This window comes from Corynebacterium sp. KPL3927 (genome assembly GCF_040225835.1).
Taxonomy (GTDB): Bacteria; Actinomycetota; Actinomycetes; order Mycobacteriales; family Mycobacteriaceae; genus Corynebacterium.
On the sequence record NZ_JBEHGD010000052.1, the window covers coordinates 1 to 873 of the forward strand.

Sequence of the window (873 nt, forward strand, 5' to 3'; positions counted from 1 at the left end):
GAAGCCGCCGGATCAGCTACACTTACTATCGCATCTTGATTAAATCCCCGTGTCCACTTTCCGGGGTTCGGGCCCGATTGGGCGATAGCGACGGTGAGTCGGCCGATGTTGTTGGGTTGGTCAACGACAACTAACACGTCGTGGGACTGGTCGACTTTGCCGATGAATGAGGCAAATAGGTCCCGTAGAGATGTTTCGTGTTGGTTGACTTGCTTGGACAGGACTTGGGTGCCGTGTTCATCCAGGACGCAGGCGTGGTGGAAGTATTTGCCGACGTCCATGCCGATGACATAGCGGTATGTCATGGTGGTACTCCTTGCGATAGAAAAGCGGTAATTTGCTTCGTCGCTGGGGTTGGTCGGACATACTTCGTGCTGGCATCCACATTACTTTGAGATCTCACACCAACTAGTGGCGTGGATCAGGTTCCTATTAGCAGTTGGAGTATGTCACTGTCTTCGGCGGCATCACCCCCCGGATCATTTTCTTAACAGGGCGAATAAGAGCCATACCGAAGCCAGCGACTAGTTCCTCCAGTCCCGAAGGGAATGAGGGAACGGAGTAAACATAACCCGCCCCGATTAGGGGACTACGAAATGAATCCTCGGAGCCCTCCGGTGGAACTACTTAGAACGTAATGGGCTGCATGGTGCCTTAGTCTCCTTTCGGATTATCGACACCGCCCGTGTTGTGCTTTGTTCACTGTCCGTATGGAAGTGGTAAAGTCTTAACCGACACGGTCGGTGTCGTTTTGTTTTTGGACCCCCGCTAGAGTTGGCGCTCGATGATGCGGGGGTGGGCCCGAACCCCGGAAAGTGGACACGGGGATTTAATCAAGATGCGATAGTAAGTGTAGCTGATCCGGCGGCTTCG

General features: G+C 53.5%; 1 protein-coding gene. It reads right to left on the reverse strand.

Translation table 11 applies throughout. The features are described 5' to 3' along the window. On the reverse strand, positions 1–305 hold a 305-nt coding region (locus tag ABRP86_RS11510), incomplete at its 3' end, for an IS110 family transposase (RefSeq protein ID WP_349864470.1). Between the last annotated feature and the right edge of the window lie 568 nt (positions 306–873).